The 19102-nt window shown below is 33.6% G+C and carries 13 protein-coding genes and 2 pseudogenes; 8 read left to right on the forward strand and 7 right to left on the reverse strand.

Features of this window, described 5'->3' with window-relative positions; all coding sequences use genetic code 11:
- Positions 1–46: 46 nt before the first annotated feature.
- Positions 47–2628 (reverse strand): annotated as a pseudogene (locus tag Bra60_RS02925) (Rne/Rng family ribonuclease).
- Positions 2629–3208: 580 nt separating this feature from the next.
- On the opposite strand from Bra60_RS02925, the gene Bra60_RS02935 reads away from it, so the two are divergent.
- The 3 genes from Bra60_RS02935 to prfB all read left to right on the forward strand — a co-directional run bounded on the left by Bra60_RS02935 (position 3209) and on the right by prfB (position 8343).
- The gene (locus Bra60_RS02935; RefSeq protein WP_078698058.1) at positions 3209–4441 is read left to right on the forward strand and encodes an N-acetylmuramoyl-L-alanine amidase family protein; all 1233 of its coding nucleotides are present in this window, start codon (positions 3209–3211) and stop codon (positions 4439–4441) included.
- Between the two features lie 157 nt (positions 4442–4598).
- Positions 4599–7064 carry a penicillin-binding protein 1A gene (locus tag Bra60_RS02940; protein ID WP_078688558.1) on the forward strand — a complete coding sequence of 822 codons (2466 nt, stop codon included), beginning with the start codon at positions 4599–4601 and terminating at the stop codon, positions 7062–7064.
- A gap of 150 nt (positions 7065–7214) precedes the next feature.
- A protein-coding gene (gene prfB, locus Bra60_RS02945) for a peptide chain release factor 2 (RefSeq protein WP_153300876.1) occupies positions 7215–8343 on the forward strand; the annotation gives its coding sequence in 2 pieces (ribosomal slippage) (positions 7215–7283 and positions 7285–8343; 1128 coding nt in all).
- Positions 8344–8351: 8 nt separating this feature from the next.
- On the opposite strand, the gene Bra60_RS02950 is transcribed toward prfB, so the two are convergent.
- A complete protein-coding gene (locus Bra60_RS02950) occupies positions 8352–8831 on the reverse strand; it encodes a peroxiredoxin (protein ID WP_078688560.1) in 480 nt (159 codons plus the stop codon).
- A gap of 198 nt (positions 8832–9029) precedes the next feature.
- A complete protein-coding gene (gene tyrS, locus Bra60_RS02955; protein WP_078688561.1) occupies positions 9030–10283 on the reverse strand; it encodes a tyrosine--tRNA ligase in 1254 nt (417 codons plus the stop codon).
- Positions 10284–11046: 763 nt separating this feature from the next.
- Between tyrS and Bra60_RS02960 the strand changes: the two genes are divergently transcribed.
- On the forward strand, positions 11047–11259 hold the full coding sequence (locus tag Bra60_RS02960; protein ID WP_078673752.1) for a DUF3126 family protein: 213 nt from the start codon (positions 11047–11049) through the stop codon (positions 11257–11259).
- Between the two features lie 41 nt (positions 11260–11300).
- On the opposite strand, the gene radC is transcribed toward Bra60_RS02960, so the two are convergent.
- The 3 genes and pseudogenes from radC to sfsA form a co-directional block, all read right to left on the reverse strand.
- Complete coding sequence (gene radC / locus Bra60_RS02965; RefSeq protein ID WP_078673753.1) at positions 11301–12095, reverse strand: RadC family protein; 795 nt, start codon at positions 12093–12095, stop codon at positions 11301–11303.
- 17 nt (positions 12096–12112) lie between these two features.
- A complete protein-coding gene (map, locus tag Bra60_RS02970) occupies positions 12113–12943 on the reverse strand; it encodes a type I methionyl aminopeptidase (RefSeq protein ID WP_078689041.1) in 831 nt (276 codons plus the stop codon).
- Positions 12907–13646: pseudogene (gene sfsA / locus Bra60_RS02975) on the reverse strand (DNA/RNA nuclease SfsA). Before sfsA ends, map begins: the two are co-directional and overlap by 37 nt.
- A gap of 288 nt (positions 13647–13934) precedes the next feature.
- Between sfsA and Bra60_RS02980 the strand changes: the two are divergent.
- The 4 genes from Bra60_RS02980 to ttcA all read left to right on the forward strand — a co-directional run bounded on the left by Bra60_RS02980 (position 13935) and on the right by ttcA (position 17507).
- The gene (locus Bra60_RS02980) at positions 13935–14756 is read left to right on the forward strand and encodes an RNA methyltransferase (RefSeq protein ID WP_078698059.1); all 822 of its coding nucleotides are present in this window, start codon (positions 13935–13937) and stop codon (positions 14754–14756) included.
- A 7-nt stretch (positions 14757–14763) separates the two neighbouring features.
- Positions 14764–15576, forward strand: coding sequence for a glutamate racemase (gene murI, locus Bra60_RS02985; protein WP_078688563.1), 813 nt, complete (start codon positions 14764–14766; stop codon positions 15574–15576).
- A gap of 163 nt (positions 15577–15739) precedes the next feature.
- On the forward strand, positions 15740–16357 hold the full coding sequence (gene rpsD, locus Bra60_RS02990) for a 30S ribosomal protein S4 (RefSeq protein ID WP_078673756.1): 618 nt from the start codon (positions 15740–15742) through the stop codon (positions 16355–16357).
- Positions 16358–16658: 301 nt separating this feature from the next.
- The gene (gene ttcA / locus Bra60_RS02995; protein WP_078688564.1) at positions 16659–17507 is read left to right on the forward strand and encodes a tRNA 2-thiocytidine(32) synthetase TtcA; all 849 of its coding nucleotides are present in this window, start codon (positions 16659–16661) and stop codon (positions 17505–17507) included.
- Positions 17508–17548: 41 nt separating this feature from the next.
- Here the strand turns inward: ttcA and rimO are convergent, their stop codons facing one another.
- Positions 17549–18862: a 30S ribosomal protein S12 methylthiotransferase RimO gene (rimO, locus tag Bra60_RS03000; RefSeq protein WP_078692360.1), complete on the reverse strand. Its 1314-nt coding sequence runs from the start codon at positions 18860–18862 to the stop codon at positions 17549–17551.
- Between the last annotated feature and the right edge of the window lie 240 nt (positions 18863–19102).

Raw genomic sequence — 19102 nt, forward strand, 5'->3', positions numbered from 1 at the left:
ATCTGTTTAAACCGCTATAAAATATTTTATAGCGGTTTTTAATTAATTATTTTTTTGAGAAAAAACCTTTACGTTTCCACCAACCTACACGCTCAGTTTTTTTATTAGTTTCAACTTCTGATGATGTCACAACAGGCTCAGTGGGTGTTGTTACAACTGAAGAAGAAATATGTTCAACAGTTTTTTCAATTACAGGTTCTTGTTCTGTCATTTCAGTTGTTTGCACAGATTTCTTAGTTGCTATTTTCTTTCGTATTTTCAGTGCTAACTTTTTTGTATTTGTAGAAATCACTTCATTTGCGATTTCATTTATTTCTTTTATTTTAGTTTTTCGATTAGACTTGGTAACTAATTTTTCCTCAACAAGTTCTGGTTTTGGTATTGTTACGTTTTTGTCATTTGTAAGGACTTGTTTATTTTGTAAAATTTCTGAAGTTTTTACATTACGCTTCTTAGATTTAATAGCAGTATGGGCCTCTCTAGTTTTATTTTTCTGTATACCGTTTAAATCGTTTTTATAATAGCTATCTTTACTAAATCCAACAGTTTCAGCAGCTGGAACATTATAATGCTGGCGATGTTCTGCTTTAATTTCTTCTAAAGCTTTCTTAGCAAAATCTCCAACAGGTTCTGCATAGGAGATACGAAACTGAGAGTTATTACTCTGATTAGACCGACCTCCACGACGTCCACGACGACGCCCGCGGCGACGAGTATCTTCAGCATTGGGAGTATCATTTTTATGAGTAGCAGGAAAAATACTACCATTATTAGATTCCATCTGTTGATTTTTATGCTGACGTTGTTTGTTGTTGTCAACGATTTTGCTTTTTATTAAGATAGAATTTTCAGTTTCTTTTGTATCATTATCTTCAATAACTGTTGAAGAAAGGGGGGCCTCTTTTGCTATTGAGCCTTTAGAAATAGTGAAATGTTGTGTTCCAACACTATCATCGGCTTCAATGTTAATACTGAGCCCAAAACGTGTTTCTAAATTAACAAGAATATGGCGTTTATGATTTAGTACATAGAGTGCTATTGTTACAGGAGTGCGTACAATAATATTATATTGCGAATTGTGGAGAAGATATTCTTCAATCGAACGCATCACATGTAAAGCGATCGATGATTCAGAGCGTATATTTCCAGTTCCAGCACAATGCGGGCAAGGTTGTGTAGTGCTTTCTAGAACGGATACACGAATCCGTTGACGACTCATTTCCATAAGGCCGAAATGTGAGATATGACCAACCTGAATACGAGCGCGATCGTGTTTTAAACAATCTTTTAACTTTTTTTCAACAAGCTTAATATTACGATTTTCTAGCATATCAATGAAATCAATTACAATTAAACCCGCAAGATCACGCAACCGCAATTGGCGTGCTACCTCTTCTGCAGCTTCAAGATTAGTTTGTAATGCTGTTTTTTCAATAGAATGCTCTTTAGTAGAACGACCAGAATTTACATCAATAGCGACAAGTGCTTCTGTTTGGTTAATAACCAAATAACCTCCAGATTTTAAACTAACCTGCGGGTGCAACATTTTATCAAGCTGAATTTCGATATCATTATGTGTAAAAATAGGAGTAGGATTACGATAAGGTTGAACAACTTTCGCATGACTTGGTATAAGCATGCGCATAAAATCTTTAGCTTCACGATATCCTTGATCTCCCGAAACAAGAATTTCATTAATATTTTTATTATAAAGATCACGAATAGAACGCTTTATAAGGTTACTTTCTTCGTGAATTAAACACGGGGCCGTTGATTTAAGTGTTAATGTACGAATAGTATCCCATAGACGCATGAGATATTCATAATCACGCTTAATTTCAGCTTTTGTTCTATTTGCTCCAGCTGTTCGTAAAATAACTCCCATGCCTTTTGGAACGTCTAGTTCTTTTACAATATCTTTAAGACGTTTGCGATCTTGTATATTGGTAATCTTTCGTGAAATACCGCCACCTCGAGCTGTATTAGGCATTAAAACAGAATAGCGACCCGCTAGAGATAAATAAGTCGTGAGTGCTGCGCCTTTATTACCACGCTCCTCTTTAATTACTTGAACTAATAAAATTTGACGACGTTTAATGACTTCTTGAATTTTATATTTACGCCCCTGTTTACGGGGATAGGCAGGTAATTCTTCAAGTACATCTTCTGCTCCAACCATTTCTATGTCATTATTAGAAAAGCCAAGTATTTCTTCAACATCATCAGCTATAACATCATTTTCAATATTCGTTGCTATAACATTATTACTTTTATTTTTTTTAAGGATTTTTTATTTGAAGTTGTTTCCTCAATGGGAGCATCTTCATAATTTTCGTTAATAGCGGCTTTCTCCTCTTCAAGGAGAGCAAGTCGATCAGCAATAGGAATTTGGTAATAATCGGGATGAATTTCTGCGAAGGTTAAAAAACCATGGCGATTACCACCATACTCAATAAAAGCAGCTTGAAGTGATGGTTCTATACGCGTAATACGCGCTAAATAAATATTACCTTTAAGTTGTTTTTTGTGTTCTGACTCAAAGTCAAGTTCTTCAATTTTATTACCATGAACGACAACAACACGTGTTTCCTCTGGATGAGAGGCATCGATAAGCATTTTGTTTGACATAAGCTAAAATCCTGAAGGCGACATGTGTAACTTTATTAAAAAAAACAGTATAACTATTTGCAAAAATAAAGGACTGTCTGCCATAAAAAAGGGGGGCCGATATAACAAAACAGACTGCTATACGTAAACACATTATAGCATTTACTGTCATTACTCTTGTCTGTTTTATATGACTCATATTTTGAAGTCTCCGGCAAAACAATTTCGAAAACAGTTCGGATAACCAAACCAATGAATCTTAAATTACGTAATCCTACTGTATTGAGGAATAAAGACTTTTTACTTATAAAAAGCGCAAACGCATAATATGTGATAAACCTTTTAAAGACAACTTAACATGGATTATCAATAATTTTCTAATACCAGATGGTTACATTACCTAAGAATCTTAATATGCCCTTTTATGTTGATATTATGCTTTTGGCAAGTAATAATGTAACTTCTGAATATATAATACAATATAATAACTGTCTTGAGTTTGATTTTTTTGACATTTGTGGCTAAAAGATTCAACGCTTAAATTGAAAAATATAAATATATACTTTAAAATCAATAGCGAATACAAAAAAGCATTTCATTTATGATTAGACGATTTTTTAATAAAAAGCCAAAAATTGGTGGTTATGGGAATGTTTTTTTGCATTTTGCATGCTATTTACTATTTTTTTTAATGTTTCAGCCTCACATTAAAGCCGCACATGCATTAAAATTTATTAATTTGCAAACCGTTAATATTAACTCATCTACACGTATTATTGCAGTTTTTAATGCTAAACCAAATTTTCATTTAGAGATTTTAAACAAACCCACACGTTTGGTGATTAATTTACCTATAGTTGATTTTTCAACGCAAAATAAATCTCCAAGCAAAAAAAATATTTTATCGGATATGCTATTAGATGTACATTATGATTTTTCTGATACGCAGGCTTCACGTATTATTTTTACGAGTAAAACTACTTTTTCTATAAAAAATAGTAGGGTGGAAAAATTAAATAATGGCTTATGGCAAATATTAATTGATATTACTCAAAGTTCACAAAAAGATTTTAACGAAGCACTGAAAAATCAACAAAAAATTCATCATGGTATAAAAACACGAATAAATCCAGAAAATCATTTTCGCGTTGTTCTTGATCCTGGTCATGGGGGAGTTGATAGTGGCGCACGAGGTATTACTGGAATTTTAGAAAAAAATATAACACTTATTTTTGCTCGTGCATTACGAGATGAATTAGAAAAAGACTCCAATATTCATGTTATCTTAACACGTGATTCTGACGAATTTTTAAGATTAAGCGAAAGAGTCAAAAAAACACAAGATTTTAATGCTGATCTTTTTATATCCATTCATGCAGATAGTATTAAGATTCGTTCTCTTCGTGGTGCTACAGTATATACTCTTTCTGAGAAAGCTTCTGATACAATTGCAAAGTCTTTAGCTGATCATGAAAACAAAGTAGATTTTCTTGATGGATTAATAGCAGAAGAAATACCTGAGGTCACAGATATTTTAATTGATCTTACTCGACGTGAAACTCAAATGTTCTCGATTGATTTCGCTGATCGTGTTATTTTAAACTTATTAAAAAGTAAAATCAATTTGATAAATAATCCTCATCGATATGCTGATTTTTTAGTTTTAAAAGCTTCAGATATTCCTTCTATTTTAATAGAAATAGGTTACTTATCTAATAAAGAGGATGAAAAATTATTAAATGATTCTCAATGGAGAGAAAAAATGGTTATTGCTATTGCAAATTCCATTCGCCAATTTGCGGCAGATCGACAGAAAACTATACAGTCTCTTTAAATATATGGAGAGATAGAGTAAACAACATTATTATCTTAATATGAAAAGTAAATAATAGTCTTACATTTGTCTCACTATTAGTGAAAATAACATTTCATTAGTGATAAATAAAGTATATTCTGTCTAATAAATTCTAAAGAAAGTGATACCCATTTCAATGATAATTTTTTTTAGATATTTTTTGAGTTTTTCTAAAGTTATTGGACTTTGTGGAGTTATGATGTGGGTAATAATAACTCCTAATCAAGCTAAAGGGCTTCCTGATTATGAAGTTCTTTCATTATATGAACCACCTGTGATGAGTCGTGTTCACGCTGCAAATGGCCGTCTTATGGCCGAATTTGCTACCAAACATCGCCTTTATTTACCTATCAAATCAATACCAAAAATTCTTACAGAAGCTTTTATTTCAGCTGAAGATAAAAATTTTTATCATCATTTTGGCTTAGATCCTGCAGGGCTCTCTAGAGCTTTAATCAAAAACATTATGAATATTGGTTCTGGCCAACGTCCAGAAGGAGCTTCAACTATTACACAGCAGGTTGCTAAAAACTTCTTTTTAAGTTCGGACGCAACACTTGAGCGTAAATTAAAAGAAGCCATCTTAGCAATGCGTATTGAGAAAACTTATTCAAAAGACCATATTCTTGAACTTTATCTCAATGAAATTTATCTTGGTCGAGGTACTTATGGTGTTGCAGCAGCTTCGTTGACCTATTTCAATAAACCTGTGAGTGAGCTTACTTTAGAAGAATGTGCTTATTTGGCTGCTCTTCCTAAAGGTCCAGCAAATTATGATCCATTCAAACATATACAACGCGCCGTTGATCGGAGAAATTGGGTTATAGATAGAATGGTTGCAAATGGATATATAACATCAGAACGGGGTAAGAAAGCTAAAGAAACGCCTTTGAAAGCAGTCATGCGTGGTCGTGATAGCTATGTTTTTGCTGCTGATTATTTTACTGAAGAAATACGCCGTCATTTAATGAATCTTTATGGAGCTACAACACTTTATGAGGGTGGGCTTTCAGTTCGTGCAACACTTGATCCAAATTTTCAGCTTATTGCGCAACGTTCTTTGAGAAATGGTTTAATTAGATTTGATCATTCGCAAGGATGGCGTGGACCTTATAAACATATCAATATCAAAGATGATTGGGATATTATGCTCAGAGATATTCCTGGATTAAGTGATATACCTGAGTGGCGTTTAGCAGTTGTTCTTTCTGCAGAGATGAATACAGTAGAGATTGGTTTACAACCACAGCGTCAAAATTCAGGTTTACTATCACAAAAAAAAGAAATTGCGACATTATCCGAAGCTGAATCAAAATGGGCTTTGAATATTATTGACAAAAATGGTCATCGGAAAACTGTTCAGAATTTATCAAATGTTTTGCAAGTTGGAGATGTTATTTTTGTTGAAAGAGTATCAAATAAGAATGATACTTATCGTTTACAACAAATTCCTAAAATTGAAGGGGCTATTGTTGCTATGGAACCTCATACAGGACGGGTTCTTGCAATGGTAGGAGGATTTTCTTTTTCTGAATCTCAATTTAATCGAGCAACGCAAGCTTATCGCCAAACGGGTTCTGCTTTTAAACCCTTTGTTTATTCTGCAGCGCTTGATAATGGATATACACCAGCATCAGTCATTTTAGACGGTCCCGTTGAAATACGTCAAACTAATGGGCAAATTTGGCGACCTAAAAATTATGGTGGTACATTTGCAGGACCTTCTACATTACGTTATGGAATTGAGCACTCTCGTAATCTTATGACTGTACGGCTTGCCAATGATATGGGCATGTCTCTTGTTGCTGAATATGCAGAACGTTTTGGTCTTACAGATAAAATGCAACCTTATCTTCCCATGGCTTTAGGAGCTGGAGAAACAACACTTTTACGGATGGTAACAGCTTATTCAATTATTGCTAATGGTGGACGTTCTATTGAACCTTCTCTTATAGATCGAATTCAAGATCGTTACGGCAGAACTATTTACCGTCATGATAATCGTCTATGTGAAAGTTGTAATGTTCAATCGTGGGATAATCAAAGCGAACCAACATTAATCGATGAACGAGATCAAGTTCTTGACTCTATGACAGCTTATCAAATTACATCGATGATGGAGGGGGCTGTTCAACGTGGTACAGCTGCGCGTTTACGTTATCTTAATCGGCATATCGCTGGTAAAACCGGTACAACCAATAATTCTAAAGATATATGGTTCATAGGATTTACACCTGACCTTGTTGTTGGTGTTTTCATGGGATATGATCAGCCGGCTTCATTGGGGCATAACGGAACAGGAAGTTCATTAGGAATACCAATTTTTAGTGAATTTATACAAGCTGCTTTGCAAGGTAAACCAGATGTGCCATTTAAAGTACCAGAAGATATGATTTTAATACCAATTAATCGCAAAACAGGTATGTTTGCTCAAGCAGGAGATAATGATGTTATTATAGAAGCATTTAAACCAGGAACTGGCCCTGCTGATATATATCAAGTGATTGGTGGAACAGACTTTTTTCAAGAAGGAATTCCAACAGTCACTACTTCTCCACAAGTTAATAAAGCTCTTCAAGATGGTGGCGGTGGATTATATTAATTGAAAAGAAATTCTTCTGATAGGATAAACAAATATAAATAATATTTTCCAAGTTATTCATAATTGAGATTTAATAAATAACTTTGTAAAATTATTAGAATAAAAATTCAAAAAAATTATTATTTAAAATAATGGCTCAGGTATTAAATTATGCGAGTAGAAATAGAAACATTAGTTAATGAAATTCAGCAGGCGATTAGTTTGCTAAGGAGGCATCTTTAACTGGGATCAGTCATTAAAACGTCTTGAGTATCTCAATCAAAAAGCAGAAGATCCATCGCTTTGGAATGATGCACAAAAAGCACAAGATATGATGCGTGAACGTCAAAATCTTGAAGATTCGATGAATAGCACTCAGTTATTCACACAAATGCTTGAAGAATGTATTGAGCTAATAGCAATGGGTGAAGAAGAAAATGACGTGGAAATTATTACTGAAGCTGAAAATACAATACGTCAACTTAAAAGCGAAATAGACAAGAAACAAATTGAGACGCTCCTTTCGGGAGAAGCAGATTCAAACGATACTTATTTAGAAGTTCATGCTGGAGCAGGGGGAACAGAAAGCCAAGATTGGGCTTCTATGCTTTTGCGTATGTACACTCGTTGGGCTGAACAACACAAAATGAAAGTTGAAATATTAGAAACTCATGATGGTGAAGAAGCAGGTATAAAATCAGCTACTATTCTTGTAAAAGGGTATAATGCTTATGGTTTGCTAAAAACTGAATCAGGTGTTCATCGTTTAGTTCGTATTTCGCCGTATGATTCAAATGCAAGACGGCATACTTCCTTTGCAAGTATTTGGGTTTACCCGGTTGTTGATGAAAATATCGAAGTTGATCTATCAGAATCAGATGTTCGTATTGACACATATCGTGCATCAGGGGCCGGAGGGCAACATGTTAATACAACAGATTCCGCAGTACGTATTACGCATATAAAAACTGGTATTGTTGTTCAATGTCAAACGGAGCGTTCCCAACATAAAAATAAGGCAACAGCGTGGTCGATGTTACGTGCACGCCTTTATGAAGAAGAATTAAAAAAACGAGAGGAAGCAACTAACGCGGTTGAGGCGTCTAAAACAGAAATTGGCTGGGGACATCAAATTAGATCTTATGTTCTTCAACCCTATCAGCTTGTTAAAGATTTACGTACAGGAGTTGAAAATGCTGATCCACAAACTGTACTCAATGGTGATCTAGATACATTCATAGAAGCAGCACTTGCTCAACGTGTTCATGGAAAAAAACAAGAACTGAAAGATATTAATTAATTGTAGCATTATTGTACAACACGCAGAGCACGTGCAGCAGCTAAAACATTTTCAGCATGTCCAGATACACAAACTTTACGCCATTCTTCAGCGATTTTTCCAGCTGAATCAATTAGAAAAGTACTCCGTTCAACACCCATATATTTACATCCATACATGCTTTTTTCAACCCAAACACCATAAGCATCAAGTGTAGTTTTTTCTTCATCTGAAACAAGGATAATATCAAGTTTATGCTTTGCTTTGAATTTATCATGTTTAGCAATATTATCTGGAGATATACCAATAATTGCGACTCCGATTTCATCAAACTTCTCTTTCAATCGGGTAAAATCAATTGCTTCATTTGTGCATCCACTCGTGTCATCTTTTGGATAAAAATATAAAACAACTGATTTTCCTTTAAAATCGGAAAGGCATAATTGACCTCCACCATCACGCGGCAAATTAAAATCAGGAGCGGTATCGCCTTTCATTAACTTTGTCATTACATTATCTCTATCTGTTACATAAAGCCATTTTATAAGATGTGAACATTAGGATGAATTGCTCAAAAAAATTTCTCTATCATAATATAGTGTACTAATATAATCAAAAAATGAATTAGAGATATTCATCTTAAAATATAAACTTTTTCATTTATCAATCTAGAAAATTATCTCATATAACTAAAATAGTTATAAATATTATATTGGCTTAACTAAAACATGTTTTTTCTTACCAAAAGACAGCTTAATTACTTCATCTGCATTGACATCTTTTTCAACAATAAGGTGTGTTTCATTTTCAATAATTTGGTCATTTACACGTATACCACCACCTTGAACATATCGACGTGCTTCACTATTTGATGTAGCGAGCCCTGCTTGTACTAAGAGAGTAAGCAATCCAATGCCTACTTTTAACTCTGTAGCATTGATTTTAATACTTGGAAGATTTTCTCCAAATGTTTTTTCTTCAAAGGTTTTACGTGCTGTTTCTAACGCTTCATTTGCGAGAGTACGGCCATGTAGCATTGCTGTAATTTCCGTTGCAAGAATCTTTTTCGCTTCATTAATTTCAGTACCTTTTAATGCAGAAAGTTTGGCAATTTCAGTCATTGGTAATGTAGTATAAAGCTTCAAAAATCGTGTAACATCAAGATCTTCTGTATTACGCCAATATTGCCAAAATTGATAAGGAGAAAGCATATCTGCATTGAGCCATATAGCACCATTGAGTGACTTACCCATTTTCGCCCCAGAAGAAGTTGTAAGCAATGGTGAAGTTAATGCGTATAATTGCGGTGTTCCTAAGCGATGTCCTAATTCAATACCATTTACAATATTACCCCATTGATCGGAACCACCCATTTGTACCCGTAAGCCATAGCGTTTATTAAGCTCTACAAAATCATAAGCTTGCAAAATCATATAATTGAACTCAAGAAATGATAAAGAGTGTTCCCGTTCGAGTCTCAGTCGTACAGAATCAAATGATAACATGCGATTAACTGAAAAATATTTCCCCACATTGCGCAAAAACTCTAGATAGCTCAAATTGCATAGCCATTCAGCATTATTCACAATACATGCATCAGTTTTGTTATCACCGAATGTTAAGTAGCTCGTAAATATTTTTTTAATGCTCATGATATTTTGAGCAATATCATTGTGTGTTAAAAGACGCCGAGCTTCATCTTTAAAGGAAGGATCACCAATTAAGCCTGTTCCACCACCCATCAATACAATAGGGCGATGACCGGTTTTTTGGAACCAATGAAGCATCATGATTTGAAGAAGACTTCCAGCATGTAGGCTTGAAGCTGTAGGATCAAACCCAATATAAGCAGTTACAGTTTCCTTTAAAAAAAGGTCATCTAAGCCTTTTTCATCTGAAATTTGATGGATGAATCCCCGTTCGCTTATAATACGCAAAAACTCAGATTTAAAAGCATACATGGATCTCATTCCCTATAACTATATATTACTTATATATTATGCACTTAATACAATTTTTATATCAAATAATACACAATCCACAAGAAACGGGAAATTTCAGCGAATGTGTAATGACAGACTGATAAAAGGAGAAAATATATAAATGATATATATTTTTATTCTTTTGAATCCTTATCAAAGTCTTATATTTTAATGCACAATGTAATTGCTCGCTTCTAATAAAAGGCAATATACGAGCTTTTATAAAAAAATTACAATAATCACAATTATGAGATTTACAAATAGTTATAATAATTAAAATTTATGATACTGGACTTAAAATGAATTTATAATCTTAACTTTAGGATATCAATAATACTAATTTATTGAATAAATTATATTTTTTTAGTTTTTATATTGAAATGAGTAAAAATCTCAACAAAAATTTTTCGTAAGACTTTATAAAAAATAAATAACAATACGTGATATTTTTATAAAATATGTAATCTATCATAACCAGTTCTAAAAGATTATAATAAGCACTTGGCTTTTATTTATACATAGGAGGAAGAGCCTTTCTGCTATGTGTTTATCGAATAAATTTTAGCATTACAAATTTTGTGTAAAGGTCATTTAATGAAGTTTATAAAAAGTAATCTTTCTTATATATGGATTACTGATTGAGGATTTAGACTAAATCTTTTATCTTTATAAATAGTAATAAAAGCAGCTTATTGATACAATAATGCATTAAGTTGATCATCTCAAAATAGAGGAGAGTGCAGTGAATGTTGATGAGATCAAAAAACTTGATAGTTATTTTAAAACCAAATTTCAAAATTCGTCCTTACAAATAAAGGCTCGGCCTAAAAAAAATGATTCTTGCGAAGTTTATATTGGAGATGAATTTCTAGGTGTCATTTATCGCGATGAAGATGACGGTGAAGTATCTTACAATTTTTCTATGGCTATATTAAGTATCGACTTAGATAATTAATACATAATTGTGATTAAATGAAATTTCTCTCTAAGTGAATTTTATATAAGCTTCAGCTCTTTAAAACTTGTATAATTATTACGGGCAATAATAATGTGATCATGAATAGTAATTTCTAATGCATTTGCAGCATCTTTTAATCTATATGTCATTGATATATCTGCTTTAGAAGGTGAAGCATTACCTGAAGGATGGTTATGAATTAAGATCAATCCTGATGCCGATAATTCCAAAGCTCGAGAAATTACTTCACGAGGATAAACGGGAGTATGATCAATAGTTCCAGTTTGTTGTACTTCATCAGAAATCAAACCGTTCCTTTTATCAAGAAATAACACACGGAATTGTTCACGCGTTTCATGAGCCATCACAGCTTTACAATAAGCTAATACTTTATCCCATGAAGAAAAAATATCACGTTTATATAATTGTGCACGCGCTAAGCGTCCTGCTACATCTGAAATAATTTTTAGATCAACAGCAGTAGCCGGACCACATCCTTCAATTTCTTGAAGACGATGAATATCAGCTTTTAATACATCAGCTAATGAACCAAAACTCGCTAATAAATTTTTAGCTATCGGTTTTATATCGGCTCGAAGGATAGTGCGAGAAAGCAATAGTTCAAGATATTCATAATCTTCAATTGCATTACCCTTCGTCTTTAAATAGCGTTTACGAAGACGCTCACGATGTCCTTGATAATGTTTATTTATCTTTGAATTTTTCTTAATTTTTTTATTATTCGTTTGTGATACTGGGTGAGATGGAACACTTGATGTTAGTTCAAAGAGACTGTTTTTGGCGCTTACATTTTTATAGGTCTTTTTTGCCATGGTATTTCTATATTTATTTAATTATTTGAATTTAAAGTATAAAAAATATTTTTAGGAGACTCAGTGAATATTTCACATCCCTCACTTGTTACGCCAATTGTATGTTCGTATTGTGCTGTCAGAGAACGGTCGCGGGTAACTGCAGTCCAACCATCGGATAAAACCTTAATTTCTGGTTTGCCAAGATTAATCATAGGTTCAATAGTAAAGATCATGCCTTGTTTAAGCTCTACGCCTTCACCTAGTTTTCCATAATGTAAAATATTTGGCGCATCATGAAAAAGTTGGCCAATTCCATGTCCACAAAAATCTCTTACAACGGAGCAGCGTTCAGATTCTGCATAATGTTGAATGGCAGCACCAATATCACCTGTAGTTGCTCCAGGTTTTACTACAGCTATTCCTCTCATAAGGCTTTCATGCGTTACTTGTATTAAGCGTTCTGCAGCACGCTTGATTTGTCCAACGGGATACATACGACTCGAATCTCCATGCCAACCATTAAGAATAAATGTGACGTCAACATTGACAATATCACCTTCTTGCAAGGGTTTTTCATTTGGTATGCCATGGCAAACAACATGATTAATGGATGTACAACATGCATGCTCATATCCGTGATAATTCAAATCAGCGGGTAAAACACCCTGCTCAGCCCCAAAAACAAAAACAAAGTTATCAATTTCTCGTGTTGTAATACCAGGCTTAATAATATCGGTGAGAGCATCCAGACATTCTGCGGCAATACGACCAATTTTACGCATTTGAGAAAAAGCGTAATCATCGAAAATACGGATTTGTCCATTAAATCTTAAGGGAGCTTTATTATATTCAACATAACTAACCATTTTTTTCTATTTTCTATCTTTACTTGATGAATCGGAAAAATACCCTCAACACTTACGTGACATTTTATAGCATAAAATTCTACCCCTGATTTTAATGCTAAATCAAATTTACATCCATAAATGGGATCAAGGTCATGACAAACTGTAAAAGCTGAACAATCTTCTCGTTGAATTACATAGAGCATAGCAGCTCGTTTTCCTTGTTGCACAATTTTTATGAGTTCTTCAAGATGACGTGCACCACGTTTCGTTATGGTATCGGGAAATTCTGCTAAACCTTTTTGTCGTATGAAATGGACATTTTTTACTTCTAAATAACATTCAGATAAATCATTATTACGTAAGAGAAAATCAATACGTGATTGCCCATAGCATTGTTCGCTTAAAATTGTTTTATAATCACTAAATTCAGGCAATAACCCATTTTGAATTGCTTCCAGAGCAAGTTTATTTGCTAAAGTTGCATTAATACCAACTAAGTTATTATCTGCCTCAACAATTTCTAATCGATATGGGTATTTCCGTTTTGGGGTATCACTATATGAAAGCCAAACATTAGAATCAGAAGTTGTTAATCCAAGCATCGAACCAGTATTAGGAACAGAAACCGTAAAGATGTGTTGATCACTTTTTTGACATCAGCAAGGAAGCGTTTATAACGACAAATGAGTTTTGCAGGATGAAGTTTAGAAACAAAGAGCATACAGCCTTTATTAAAGTGTATGATCTTTTAATTCAACTCAGATAATAATTGAAGAATTATACTAATGTTATCTTAGTGTTTAAATAACGCCTTTGTAATTAAGGTATTATTGTTATAAATATTTTAGTTATTTTTCTTTAAAAATTCATTATTTCTATTGATTATTCAATCAATAGAATAGCATCATTTGCAAAAATAAATTAGTTATGGTTACCTTCAATAAGGTTATTTCATGAAATATTTATTTAAAAATAATGAAGGCATAATTTATGGAAACTGGTGAAGTGAATGGCTGGAACAAATAGAAAAGGTCAAAATGTAATGAATGGCCCAATTATTGTTTTAGTTGAGCCACAATTATCAGAAAATATTGGGATGGTAGCAAGAGCAATGGCTAATTTTGGTTTATCGAAGCTTCGACTTGTTAAACCACGAGAAATATTTCCAAATGAAAAAGCTAGAGCGACAGCCAGCAAAGCAGATCATATCATTAATGATACACTAATATTTGATACATTATGCGATGCAATTGCAGATTTAAATTATGTTTACGCTACAACAGCACGTGAAAGATGTGGTTTTAAAACTGTTAAAAGTGCCGTGGAAGCTGCAAATATTTTGCGTTATTATGAGAATAATGGCCATAAGACAGGTATTTTATTTGGAAGAGAAAGGTGGGGATTGGAAAATAATGAAATTAGCCTTGCTGACGAGATCATTACTTTTCCAGTTAATCCTGCTTTCGCATCACTTAATATAGCTCAAGCTGTTTTATTAATAGCTTACGAATGGATGAAATCAGGTTTGGAAGATTCGAATGATACAGCTTTTCATGCAGTAGAGCTCAAACCAGCTGATAAAGCAACACTGCATGGTTTTTTGTCACAGTTGGAAGATGCTCTGGATGTTCGTGGATATTTTAGACCTCAAGAACGTAAAGAAGTAATGGTTACCAATATACGCTCTGTTTTTACACGCGCAAATTTTAGTGAGTCTGAAATTCAGCTCCTACGAGGTGTTATATCTTCACTGGATCATTTTTCTCCTAAATTTCCACGAGGGAGTGGAGCCCCCGAAGGGCGTGACCGCAAAAAATTAAAACAAATGTGAATACCTAATGAGTAAACAATCTCTTCTTTTTTTTGATAGTGGTATTGGTGGATTAACGATATTAAGAGAAGTACGCCTTTTTGTCTCCGAATACCAATTTATCTATATTGCTGATAATGCAGGATTTCCCTATGGAATTTGGGAAGAAGAGATTTTAAAACGCCGTATTTTAAAGATTTTTACATATCTTTTAGAACTTTATAATCCTGCTTTATGTGTGATTGCGTGTAATACAGCTTCTACATTAATGATAAAAGATTTACGACGAGCATTTCCAAATATTCGTTTTGTAGGAACTGTCCCTGCAATTAAATTAGCAGCTGAACAAACAAAATCTGGTGTTATTTCAATATTAGCAACTCCTAGCACAGTTAGATGTGCATATACACATGAATTAATCAATTCTTTTGCTGATCAATGTCATGTACAGCTTGTCGGAAGTGAAAAGCTGGCAGGATTTGCCGAAAATTATTTACATGGTTATCCTGTCAATCATGAAGAATTACGCCATGAAATTTTGCCATGTTTTATTGAAAAAAATAGTAAACTAACTGATACTATTGTATTAGCCTGCACGCATTACCCTTTTCTGATTAACTTATTTCGTGAACAAGCTTTATGGCCCGTTGATTGGATCGATTCAGCTAAAGCTATAGCTAAACATATAAGATCATTATTACCAATCAATGTCCAAAACAAGAATATGAAGAAACATACAGATTTCGCTTTGTTTACATCACAAAATATAAGTCCTGCAACTGAGAATTTATTGCAAAAATTTCACTTAAAAGTAATGAAGGGAGTTGACTTTAAATTGTAAGATAAGTAGAAATCAAAGTGTTTTTTCTGAGAACAATCACTAATTAACGTGTCCCGTGGGTGATTTTGCAATTAATGCATGAGTTATCCTGTCAGTTTTCTTTTTTGAAAACAGAGGAGGGTGCGTTTCCTTAAGATTTAATTTTTTATTTAAAGGAAATGCGATGAGTAAACGCGAAACAACAAAACATAAAATTGACCGCCGTATGGGAGAAAATATCTGGGGGCGTCCAAAATCTCCAGTGAATCGTCGTGAATATGGTCCTGGGCAACATGGTCAACGTCGTAAAGGAAAACTTTCTGATTATGGGGTTCAATTGCGCGCTAAGCAAAAACTAAAAGGATTTTACGGTGATATTTCAGAAAAGCAATTTCGTAAAACTTATGAAGAGGCCGCTCGTCGCCGTGGTGACACGGGTGAAAATCTTATAGGTCTTCTAGAGTCACGTTTGGATGCTGTTGTTTATCGTGCAAAGTTTGTGCCTACCATTTTTGCTTCTCGTCAATTTATTAATCATGGTCATGTTAATGTAAATGGTCGTCGTACAAATATTCAGTCATACCGTTGTAAACCAGGTGATGTGATTGAAGTTCGTGAAAAATCAAAACAGCTTGTCTTAGTTTTGGAATCTATACAATTAGCTGAGCGTGATGTACCTGAATATATTGATGTAGATCATAACAAGATGAAAGCAACCTTTACCCGTATACCCGCTTTTGCAGATGTTCCGTATGCTGTTCATATGGAACCGAATTTGGTTGTTGAGTTTTACTCTCGTTAGGCTTTAATATAGAGATCATTGTTTTAATTTTCGCTATATATTAAAAATTGTTATGCTATTTTTTATTTATTAGCAGCAGCGATGTTTTCAATACTATAAGCTAAGTGTGATTTATTCTTATTTTCTATAGCAATGCGTTTTAGTGTTTTTTATTTGTATAATTCAAACGTACAAATTGATTAACATAGACTTAGACTATGTTATGTCTACTACTGCATTATGATTTATCATTGGAGGATTAAGCCATTATACTATACATAGTTATGATATTATAAATTAAACCTTAATCAAATTTTGTGTAATGAAAAAAAATATGGATACAAGCGATCCTTCGGAAGAAAAAACTGATGATTGTCATCCGATGTTCCGGGTTGCACCTTCAACTGTACAATTTAATAAATTACGTAAACGGCTTTTGCGCCATATACGGCAGGCGTTAGATGATTTTGCTATGCTTTTTTCAGGAAAAAAATGGCTTATTGCGTTATCAGGTGGAAAAGATTCTTATGGTTTACTAGCACTTTTACTTGATCTAAAATGGCGAGGTCTTCTACCTGTTGACATTTTAGCTTGTAATCTTGATCAAGGTCAGCCAGGTTTTCCAAAGCATATTCTTCCTGATTTTTTAAATTATTATCAGATTCCATTCCGCATTGAGTATCAAGATACTTACTCAATTGTTACAGATAAATTAGCACAAACACAAACATATTGTTCACTTTGTTCTCGGTTACGACGTGGACATTTGTATCGTATTGCACGTGAAGAGGGATGTTCTGCTTTGGTGCTTGGGCATCACCGTGATGATGTTTTAGAAACATTCCTCATGAATTTATTCCATGGTGGACGATTAGCAGCTATGCCTGGAAAACTTATAAATGACGAGAGAGATCTTTTTGTTTTACGTCCTCTTATCTATGCTGCTGAAGAAGATATGGAGAAATTTTCCCAAGCGATGCAATTCCCTATCATTCCTTGTAATTTTTGTGGGAGTCAAGATGGTTTACAGCGCAATGCAATGAAAAAAATGCTTAATGATATTGAAAGAAAAATGCCCGGGCGTAAAGACACCATGATTCGCGCCTTGACCAATGTTCGTCCTAGTCATTTGCTTGATAAAAAACTTTTTTCTTTTAAAAATTTACTATAATTATAAGCTACTAATAAAATAAGTTTAAATTGTTAATATTTTTAAATTACGTTGCCATAAAGATCATAAGAATCTGATTGCTCGATTTTAACAGTAACAAACTCACCTATACGCAGTGGTTTTCGAGATGATATATGCACAACGCCATCTATTTCTGGAGAATCATATTTACTACGGCCTTTAGCGATTTTACCTTGTGTTTCATCGATCAGAACTTGAAGTCTTTTTCCAATTTTTTTCTTTAAAAGATGTGCGGAAATTTTTTGTTGTTTTGTCATAAAACGATGCCAACGCTTTTCTTTCACTTCTTCTGCAATATTTTCTAATCCAAGATTATTTGCTACAGCACCTTTTACTGATTCATATTTGAAACAGCCAGCACGTTCAATTTTTGCTTCTTCTAACCATTCAAGAAGCATATTAAAATCTTCATTAGTTTCTCCTGGAAAGCCAACAATAAATGTTGAACGTAACGTTAAATCTGGACAAATTTCTCGCCATCTTTCAATTCTACGGCTTATTTTTTCGACATGAGCAGGACGTTTCATATTACGTAAAACATTTGGTGATGCATGCTGAAAAGGAATATCTAGATAAGGAAGAATTTTTCCTGCAGCCATGAGCTCGATAGCTTCATCAATATGAGGGTAAGGATATACATAGTGCATTCTCACCCAAATCCCCATTTCTCCTAATTCGCGACAAAGATCTAAAAATTTTGTTTTTATAACGCGATTTTGCCAAACACTTTCAGCGTATTTAAGATCAATCCCGTACGCGCCAGTATCTTGAGAAATCACCAAAAGCTCTTTTACACCTGCTAGTACAAGTTTTTCTGCTTCGCGAAGAACATCGCTTATAGGACGTGAGATGAGATTACCACGCAGAGTAGGGATAATACAAAAGCTACACCGATTAGAACATCCTTCAGAAATTTTTAAATAAGCGTAATGGCGAGGTGTTAAACGAATACCTTGCAGAGGTACTAAATCTAAAAAAGGATCATGAACTGGAGGTATTACTGTATGAACTGCTCGTATAACACTTTCATAATCTTGTGGTCCAGTAATAGCTAATACATTAGGATGTGCTTGAAGAATAATATTAGGCTCAGCACCAAGGCATCCCGTTACAATAACTTTTCCATTATTTTTGATAGCTTCATCGATATTGGCTAATGATTCCTTTCGAGCAGAATCAATAAAACCACAGGTATTAACAATAACTAAATCAGCTCCTTTATGTTTATTTGAGATTTCGTAACCTTCAGAACGAAGGCGTGTAATAATGCGCTCAGAATCTACAAGTGCTTTTGGACAACCGAGAGAAACAAAACTAATACGAGGCGCTACCATAATAATTCCTGCAAATTCTCTAATGAAGATCTCATTTGATTCATTATTTCTGCTATTTTAGCCAAAAAAGAAATTAAATATTTAAAGGCTTTAGAATTTTTTATAAAGTTATTTAAAACTTTTTTATGATAATTTTATAATATAAATTTATAATCTTTTTCCCGTTAGTGATAAATATTTTCCTTATTAATTAATTAATTACAATGAAATTTACTTTAGAATATTTTGATATGATAAATA

The organism is Bartonella sp. Raccoon60, from assembly GCF_002022585.1.
GTDB lineage: Bacteria > Pseudomonadota > Alphaproteobacteria > Rhizobiales > Rhizobiaceae > Bartonella > Bartonella rochalimae.